This window comes from Planomonospora algeriensis (genome assembly GCF_977012225.1).
Window position 1 is genome coordinate 1 of record NZ_CDRNDK010001094.1, and the last position, 478, is coordinate 478.

1 protein-coding gene is annotated in these 478 nt (G+C 72.0%); it reads left to right on the top strand.

Features of this window, described 5'->3' with window-relative positions:
- On the top strand, window positions 1-478 hold a 478-nt coding region (locus ACWJ6R_RS37970; RefSeq protein WP_449066800.1), incomplete at both ends, for a polyketide synthase dehydratase domain-containing protein.

Sequence of the window (478 nt, forward strand, 5' to 3'; positions counted from 1 at the left end):
CGGTGGTCTTCAGTGGCCGGTTGTCGGTGGCGGGGCAGCCGTGGCTGGCCGATCATGCGGTGAACGGGACGGTGCTGCTGCCGGGTACCGGGCTGCTGGAGCTGGTGTTGCGGGCCGGGGACGAGGTGGGTTGTGCGCTGGTGCGGGAGCTGACGTTGCAGGCTCCGCTGGTGCTGCCGGTCGAGGGTGGTCTGCAGGTGCAGGTCGTCGTGGGGGCGGTGGAGGAGTCCGGGGTTCGGCGGGTGTCGGTCCATTCGCGTCCGGAGGGTGGGGTCGAGCTCGAGTGGACGGGGCACGCCGAGGGGTTGGTGTCGGCGGAGCGGTTGCCGGTGCCGGGTGTTGAGTTGGCGGTGTGGCCGCCGGCGGGTGCGGTGGCGGTGGATGTGGCGGACGCGTATGACGTGCTGTCGGGCATGGGGTACGAGTACGGGCCGGTGTTTCAGGGGTTGCGGGCGGCGTGGCGGCGGGATGGGGAGGT